Genomic DNA, 6,652 nt, shown 5'->3' on the forward strand with positions numbered 1-6,652 from the left:
AGCACATGAGTGCCTTGTAAATCATGGTTAACGGCGTGCTGAGGGGGAGCGATGCACGAGACCAGCGATGCGGCTTCGCATCTCGCCGCCCCTTGGCATGGGCTGGGGCGTGGACTGGCCTATTTGGTCGAACATCGCTGGACCCTGATCCGCCGGACGCCGGTCGGAGCGGTGGTCGCCGCGGTGGTGATCCCGCTCGTCGGCTGCGACACCGGACCCAGCTTCTGGTTCCACAAGCGGGCCAGCGCGTGTCCGCGCCCGCAGGCCGCCCAGGGCGTTTCCGGCCAGTTCAATCAGCAGCAGCAGGAAATCCGCACCTTTCGCCAGGGCGGCTTCCGCGGCGACTTCTTCGCCCAGCTGGAGCTGGCCCGCCGCTACGAAGGCCAGCGCGCCGCCGACAAGAATCTGGAGGATCCCGTCGAGGCGGCGGTCTGGTACGCCATGGCCTTGGCCAATTCCGGCGGCTATTCGCCGATCGCCGCCTATGAGCGGCGGGGCGGCAAGGACGGGCCGCTGTCGCGATTCGACGACTGCCGCGCCTTCGAGCGCCACGCCGCCTACGGCGCGCTGGATCGCCTGCTGTCGCGGATGTCGACCGAGGAGCGCGAGAAGGTCCGCAACCGCGTGATCTACATCCTGTCCACCCGGGGGGCCGACGGCTATCGGACCCTGGCGCGCATGCACGACGGCTATTTCGGGCCCTTCGGCGAGCCGTCCGACAACCTCCAGGCCATCGAGGCCTATGGGTCGGCCAAGCGCACCGGCGCGCCGGCGGCGCTGGACCTGTTCCGCCGCAACGACGTCGACGCCTATCTCTACAACTACCTGGCGGTGCAGACCGGCGACGTGTCGGCCTATGTGATGCTCAAGGACTTCGAGCGCTCGTCGCCGCAGCGCGCGTCCTACGGAGGCTTCGTCGAGGCCAAAGCCAAGCGCTGGATCCCGCCCTACGAGTTCTATCCGCCGGAATCGCCGGACAGCGGCGTGCCGCATTCCGACGAGAGCGATCCGTCGGGCGAGGCCAGGGAGGCGGCGCTGGCGCGGCTGCCCGAGCTGCCCTTCGTGCACATCGGCGAATCCCTGGCCTATCTGCGGGTGATCCCGTCGCCGCTGCTCGACGAGCGGATGCTGAGCCTCAACGACGCCCAGACCTTCCAGGCCATGATCGGCCGGCCAGCCACCGGCCGTCTGACGGGCGTCGAAAAGGTGCGGGCCGTGCAGTACGCGGCGGTTAACGGCTCGTCCAAGGCCCAGCTGGTGCTGGCCGTGATGTACTCCGAAGGGGTGGGCGTGCCGCGCGACTACGCCCGGGCCTATCACTGGTACGAGGAAGCCGAGCGCCAGGGGTCGGCCGAGGCCAAGTACGCCATGTCGACCTTCTTCTCGCTGGGCCTGCAGGGCGTGGCGGACCAGGATCGGGCCAAGGCCGTGGTCTACCAGCTGGACGGGGCCCTGGCCGGCTTCAAGCCGTCGGTGTGGCGGCTGCAACAGCTGCTTTCTCAGGTCTCGCGGCCGCCGCGCGCCGTCGGCGAGGCGCGGGCCCAGCCCTATGCCGAAAGGGACTATCGATGATCCGCCTCCGCACGCTCGTCGCGGCCCTGGCGGTCGGGGGCCTCGCGCTCGGCGTCCTGCCGTCGGCCGCCGTCGCGGGATCGCCCGACGCCAAGGTCGACCAGCAGATCCGCCCCTGCTTCGGCCTGCTGCTCGAGCCGAACCTGTCGAGCGGCTGCCGGGTCAGGCACGATCGCAAGCCCCGGTTCAAGCCGCGCTACGGCACGGGCTACGGCTACGGCCGAGGCGGGCGCTACCGCACATGGGTCGACTGCGATCGGTCCTATCCGGGCGAGGTGGGCGACGTGCTGGAGCGACTTGGTGACGGCGACACCCTGACCCTGCGCTCGCGTGGCGGCGGGGCCTGCGTCGACTCCCTGAACATCACCCGCTCGGTGACCATCGTGGTCGATGGCTACGTCCCGGCGCGCGGCCGGCCGATCCTGGTCGCGCCGGTCGACCAGCCCTGCATCCGCATCGCCCCGGGCGTGGCCTATGTGGTGATCGAGGGCGTGGGGATCGAGGCGCTGCGGGCCGGTTCGGCCTCGTGCATCACCGGCCGCGCCACCGAGCTGGCCCTGAAGAACGTGGTCGTCCGCTACGACGGCGACGGCTCGGCCCTGGACCTCGGCGACAGCCGGCTGGAAGCGTCCAGCGTCACCTTCATCGGCCGCACGCGCCAAGCGGTGGTCAAGGCGACCGGCACGGTGATGGCCGACAATGTCGAGGTCGCCGCCACTGCCATCGGCGCGGCCTTCGAGGCCGGCGACGACAGCCGCATCCGCGACATGCGCATCGTCCGCCTGGGCGACTGGACCGGCTCCAGCCGCAGCCGCAACTCGGCGGGCTTCGTGCTGGCCGGCATGAACCGCTCGCAGCTGGTGCAGATCGACGGCCTCTATGTCGACGGCTTCTCGCGCGGGATCTATGTGGGCGGCGGCGACGAGACGACCCTGCTGCGCCCCGTGGTCCGCGACAGCGACTGGGCGGTGGTGGTCGAGAACGCCGACGTGCGGGTGCTGGACGGCAAACTCGAAGCCGCCGACGTCGGCGTCTACGCCGGCTCGGGCACGGTCTACGCCGCCGACAACGCCATCGCCGGGGTGATGCGCGCCGGGCTGTTCGCCGACAACGGCGCCCAGGTGCGAGCCCGCGACAACCGGGTCTACGCCAGGCCCGGCGGCTGCGAGGCGCTGATCACCGGCTATTTCGACGGCAAGCTGACCTGCCGGCCGTGGTTCGAGGGGCCGGAGCTGTTCCGCACCCCGCGCGACCGGGCCCGCCAGGACTTCGACGGCTACTGGCCGGCGGCGGTCGTCACCGCTGGCGTCGCCGCGCCCGCTCTGGCGGGCGGTCCGCCCGATCCGTCGCTCGACCTGCTGGACGCCTCGGCCGCCGCCGGCGGGCCGGTGGGCCCCGGTTCGCCGCAGCCCTATGTCCCGGTCAAGCCTCAGCAAGGGGGAACCTCGCGATGAGCCAGCTCGCCGTCGGCCTGATGGCCGCCCTGATCGCCTCGACCAGCCTGGGCGGCGTCGCCTTGGCCCAGGATCGCGGTCCACCCGGCGGCGGTTCGCGCGGTCCCGTGCCCTGCGGCGCGCCGCTGACCGGCGAGGCGCCCGACGTGATGACCTATGACCGCGCCACCGGCACCCAGGTGTTCGTCGGGGGGAAAGGCGAGACCGAGGTCAGCGCCTTCAACCGCGACACCGGTTCGTCGGCCGCCCTGCGCGGCGACCTCTCGCGGCCGGGCGTCGCCGAGGCCTGCGCCGTCGACCGGCTGTCGGGCGACGCCTATCGCGTCAGCTCCGACGGGCCGGGCGACATGGCGGTCAGCGGCCGGACCGGCCGCACGGGCGAGCGCTGGGCCTTCCGCGCCCCGGACGGCTCGACCCAGTATTGGGACCCGCGCGCCGACAATCGCTGCTTCCGCGAAGGGCTGGGCCTGGGGCCGAACGGCGCCTTGCCCTCGGGACCGCGACCGGATGCGCGCGGCGGGCCGTCGGGATGCTGAGGGCCGGTTTGCTGGCGGGGGCCCTGCTGCTGGCGCTGAGCGCCTGCGCGCCGCGCTATCCCTATGTTCCGCCGTCGGGCGGTCCCCCACCGGTTCCGGTGGACCCCTCGGGGGTGACGCCCCCGCCCCCGCCGGTGGATGTGATCCGGCCGAAGGTGTGAGGGCCTGTCATTTCTCCGGCGCCACCGTCGGCAGGAACTTCGGCTCGGTCCGGCGATGGGTCGCCTGCTCGTAGGCGAAGCCCAGGTTCAGCAGCCGCGCCTCGCTCCAGGCCGGCCCGATGAAGCTGAGCCCCACCGGCAGGTCGCCGACCTGGCCCATCGGCACGGTCAGGTGCGGATAGCCGGCCACGGCGGGCAGGGTGGTGGACGAGCCGCCGTAGTGGTCGCCGTTCAGCGGGTCGATGGTCCAGGCCGGGCCGGTGGTGGGGGCGACGATGGCGACCGCGCCCGTCTCCTTCAGGATCCTGTCGATCCCCTCGGGCCCGGCCAGGCGTTTCCCGTCGGCCACGGCCTTGATGTATTCCGGATCGTCATAGCCCTTGGTGGCCTGGGCCTTCTCGAAGCTCTCCTGGCCGAACCATTCCAGCTCCTTGGGGGTCGCCTTGTTGAAGGCGATCAGGTCCGCCAGCGTGCGGGTCCTGACCTTGGCCGGGTCGGTCGAGGCCAGGTAGGCGTTCAGGTCGACCTTCAGCTCGGTGTAGAGCACCACCCCCTCGGCCTTGCCGATCGGGCCCTCGTCGAAGTCCTTCACGTCCACCAGTGTCGCGCCTTGGGCCTTGAGGTCCTTCAGGGCCTGCTCGAACACCGCGTCCGTGCCCGGCGAATAGCCGGTGTAGAAGCGGGCGACGGCCAGGGTGACGCCCTTCAGGGCGTTCTTGTCGAGGCCCTTGGCGTAGTCGGTCTTGCGGGCGTCGGCCTCCCTGGTGGCCGGATCGGCGGGATCGGAGCCGGCGATGGCGGTCAGGATCAGGGCCGCGTCGGTGACCGTGCGGGTCATCGGGCCGGCGGTGTCCTGGCTGTGGCTGATCGGCACGATGTGGGTGCGCGACACCAGGCCGACGGTAGGCTTGAGGCCGACCAGGCCGTTGATCGCGGCGGGGCAGGTGATCGAGCCGTCGGTCTCGGTGCCGATCGCCGCCGGCGCCAGGCCCGCCGCCACCGCCGCGCCCGAACCGCTGGACGAGCCGCAGGCGCTGCGGTCCAGCACATAGGGGTTGCGCACCGTGCCGCCCACCGCGCTCCAGCCGCTGATCGAGTGGCTGGAGCGGATGTTGGCCCATTCCGACAGATTGGTCTTGCCCAGGATCACCATGCCGGCGTCGGTTAGCCGCTTGACCAGCGGAGCGTCGCGGCCGGTGATATTGTCTTTCAGGGCCAGGGAGCCGGCGGTGGTGGCGGTGTCGTCGGCGCTCTCGATATTGTCCTTCAGCAGGATCGGCGCGCCGTGCAGCGGGCCCCTGAGCTTGCCAGCCCGACGCTCGGCGTCCAGGGCGCGGGCGTCGGCCAGGGCGTGGGAGTTCAGGGTGATGACGGCGTGGAGCTTGGGGTTGAGCAGCTTGTAGCTGGCGAGCGCGCCGAGCGCGCTCTCGAGGGCCGTGGATTTTCCGGAGCCTTGAGCCGCCTGTTCGTCGGCGACCGAACGGCCAGGAGAAATGAAGGCGACGACAGCGCCGCCTTCCTCCGACGGAGGTATGACGGCGTCGAGCGATTTGAGGAATTCAGCGGGTGTCCGGGCGTTCGTATCGACCGCCGCCTTAGGCTTTGGCCTAGCCATTGAGGGTGTCGTGGCGAGCAGCGTGGCCAGGGCGGCGCCGGCAATCAACAAGGTCTTCCGGATCACGCTCCACCCCCCAATACGCAAGATCCTCAGATGAACACCGCCACGTTCTGGCGCGCAACGATCAACGGGGTTCCGGCCCGGTCCCAGACGGCCATGTCCTGGGCGCTGTAGCCTTCGAGCGCGGTGTCGGCCCGGCTTTTCATCAGCCGCCAGCCGTCGTCGTCCGATGCAGGCTGGGCCAGCACGTCCAGCGCCCAGGTCATGGTCGAGATCGGCGCGCGCTCGGGGAACAGGGTGATCGCCGCCGGGGGCAAGGCGTCGGCCAGGGCGACCAGGGCGGCCAGGGAGCGGGCGGCCGGGTCCTTGTGGCGGATCCAGACCCGGAAGTCGGGCGGGCCGGACGCGCCGATCGGCGCGCCGCCGGCGGTCTTGAACTCGAACTGCCGGGTGAAGTTGGGACCGCGTCCCTCGGGGAAGAAGTCGGGCGCTTCGTCCGGCGCGACCGCGGCCGGGGCGGGCAGGTCGAGATGGGCCAGGCGCGATTCGCGCGCCGCGCCGAAGGTCAGGATCGCCCGCGTCGCCAGGCCCTGCTCGCCGACCAGGTCAACGCCCATGAACAGGGTCGACTTGCCGCGACGCAGGATCTGCGTGCGGATTTCGAGTTCGCCAGCCGCCGGGCCGACGAAGGCGAACTGGCCCGAGCGCAGGGGCGGGGCGTCGGGAACCGCCTTCAGCGCCGCCTCCAGGCACAGGGCCGCCGACAGCCCGCCATAGGTGGTGCGGCCCTGGCGCCAGTCGTCGGTGACGTGGGCGGCGAAGCCGGCCTCGGTGGCGGTCATGGCGGCGATCAGGTCGGTGTAGGACGTCACGCTGGGGCTTTCGGTCGTTTCGTGCGCGAAGGTTCGTCTTCTTTCGCTACGGAAGTCAAACGGGGGGCTGTGCACCGCCCGCTTGCCCCCTACGGACCGCTACGCGGTCGTCTTCCCCCGGAGGGGGAAGAGCGCCGGTGCGAAGGCTCCGCCCCCTCTGGGGGCGGACAGGCGGCGAAGCCGCCAGGTGGGGGCAAGTGATAACCGGCACGATCTCTCGCCCTCACGCGGCAGGCCGCTGAGCGGATGGAAAGGGACGCGGAGCGCCGGACGACGTCCGGAGTTCTTTGATAAATACCGTTTCGACGAAGCCGATCGCTCCGCGCGGTCGTTTTCCGCCAGCGTCCGGTGGGCAGCCCTGTTGAGGCTTAGCCGGACCCGGTCTCGATCCCTTTCGGGAGAAACCAGACGCCGGGGGCGCGGGCCTATGGGCAATTCA

6 protein-coding genes and 1 pseudogene are annotated in these 6,652 nt (G+C 71.1%); 5 read left to right on the forward strand and 2 right to left on the reverse strand.

The window, feature by feature from the left end; genetic code table 11:
- The first annotated feature begins 51 nt into the window (after nt 1-51).
- From BM066_RS23275 to BM066_RS26590, 4 genes are read left to right on the forward strand one after another with little or no spacing between them, the layout of a single operon-like run.
- Nucleotides 52-1,572 carry a tetratricopeptide repeat protein gene (locus tag BM066_RS23275; protein ID WP_089930648.1) on the forward strand — a complete coding sequence of 507 codons (1,521 nt, stop codon included), beginning with the start codon at nt 52-54 and terminating at the stop codon, nt 1,570-1,572.
- Complete coding sequence (locus tag BM066_RS23280; protein WP_089930650.1) at nt 1,569-3,026, forward strand: hypothetical protein; 1,458 nt, start codon at nt 1,569-1,571, stop codon at nt 3,024-3,026. Before BM066_RS23275 ends, BM066_RS23280 begins: the two co-directional genes overlap by 4 nt.
- Nucleotides 3,023-3,562 carry a hypothetical protein gene (locus BM066_RS23285; protein WP_089930653.1) on the forward strand — a complete coding sequence of 180 codons (540 nt, stop codon included), beginning with the start codon at nt 3,023-3,025 and terminating at the stop codon, nt 3,560-3,562. The genes BM066_RS23280 and BM066_RS23285 overlap by 4 nt, the downstream gene beginning before the upstream one ends.
- Entirely contained in the window at nt 3,556-3,723 is a 168-nt protein-coding gene (locus tag BM066_RS26590; protein ID WP_177218532.1) for a hypothetical protein, read from the forward strand. The genes BM066_RS23285 and BM066_RS26590 overlap by 7 nt, the downstream gene beginning before the upstream one ends.
- Nucleotides 3,724-3,730: 7 nt before the next feature.
- Here BM066_RS26590 and BM066_RS23290 read toward each other — a convergent pair whose 3' ends face one another.
- Together BM066_RS23290 and BM066_RS23295 are read right to left on the reverse strand one after the other, a co-directional pair.
- Nucleotides 3,731-5,404, reverse strand: a complete 1,674-nt coding sequence (locus tag BM066_RS23290; protein WP_089930654.1) for an amidase — start codon at nt 5,402-5,404, stop codon at nt 3,731-3,733.
- A 26-nt stretch (nt 5,405-5,430) separates the two neighbouring features.
- A complete protein-coding gene (locus BM066_RS23295) occupies nt 5,431-6,213 on the reverse strand; it encodes a thioesterase family protein (RefSeq protein ID WP_089930657.1) in 783 nt (260 codons plus the stop codon).
- Between the two features lie 246 nt (nt 6,214-6,459).
- Here BM066_RS23295 and BM066_RS27180 point away from each other — a divergent pair.
- Nucleotides 6,460-6,560 (forward strand): annotated as a pseudogene (locus BM066_RS27180) (hypothetical protein); the annotation flags it as partial.
- Nucleotides 6,561-6,652: the final 92 nt, after the last annotated feature.

The sequence above is a fragment of the Caulobacter sp. UNC279MFTsu5.1 genome (assembly GCF_900114015.1).
GTDB lineage: Bacteria > Pseudomonadota > Alphaproteobacteria > Caulobacterales > Caulobacteraceae > Caulobacter.

Coding starts and splice junctions, on each gene's coding strand:
- BM066_RS23285 (WP_089930653.1), top strand. CDS start 3,023: ATGAGCCAGCTCGCCGTCGGCCTGATGGCCGCCCTGATCGCCTCGACC.
- BM066_RS23275 (WP_089930648.1), top strand. CDS start 52: ATGCACGAGACCAGCGATGCGGCTTCGCATCTCGCCGCCCCTTGGCAT.
- BM066_RS23280 (WP_089930650.1), top strand. CDS start 1,569: ATGATCCGCCTCCGCACGCTCGTCGCGGCCCTGGCGGTCGGGGGCCTC.
- BM066_RS26590 (WP_177218532.1), top strand. CDS start 3,556: ATGCTGAGGGCCGGTTTGCTGGCGGGGGCCCTGCTGCTGGCGCTGAGC.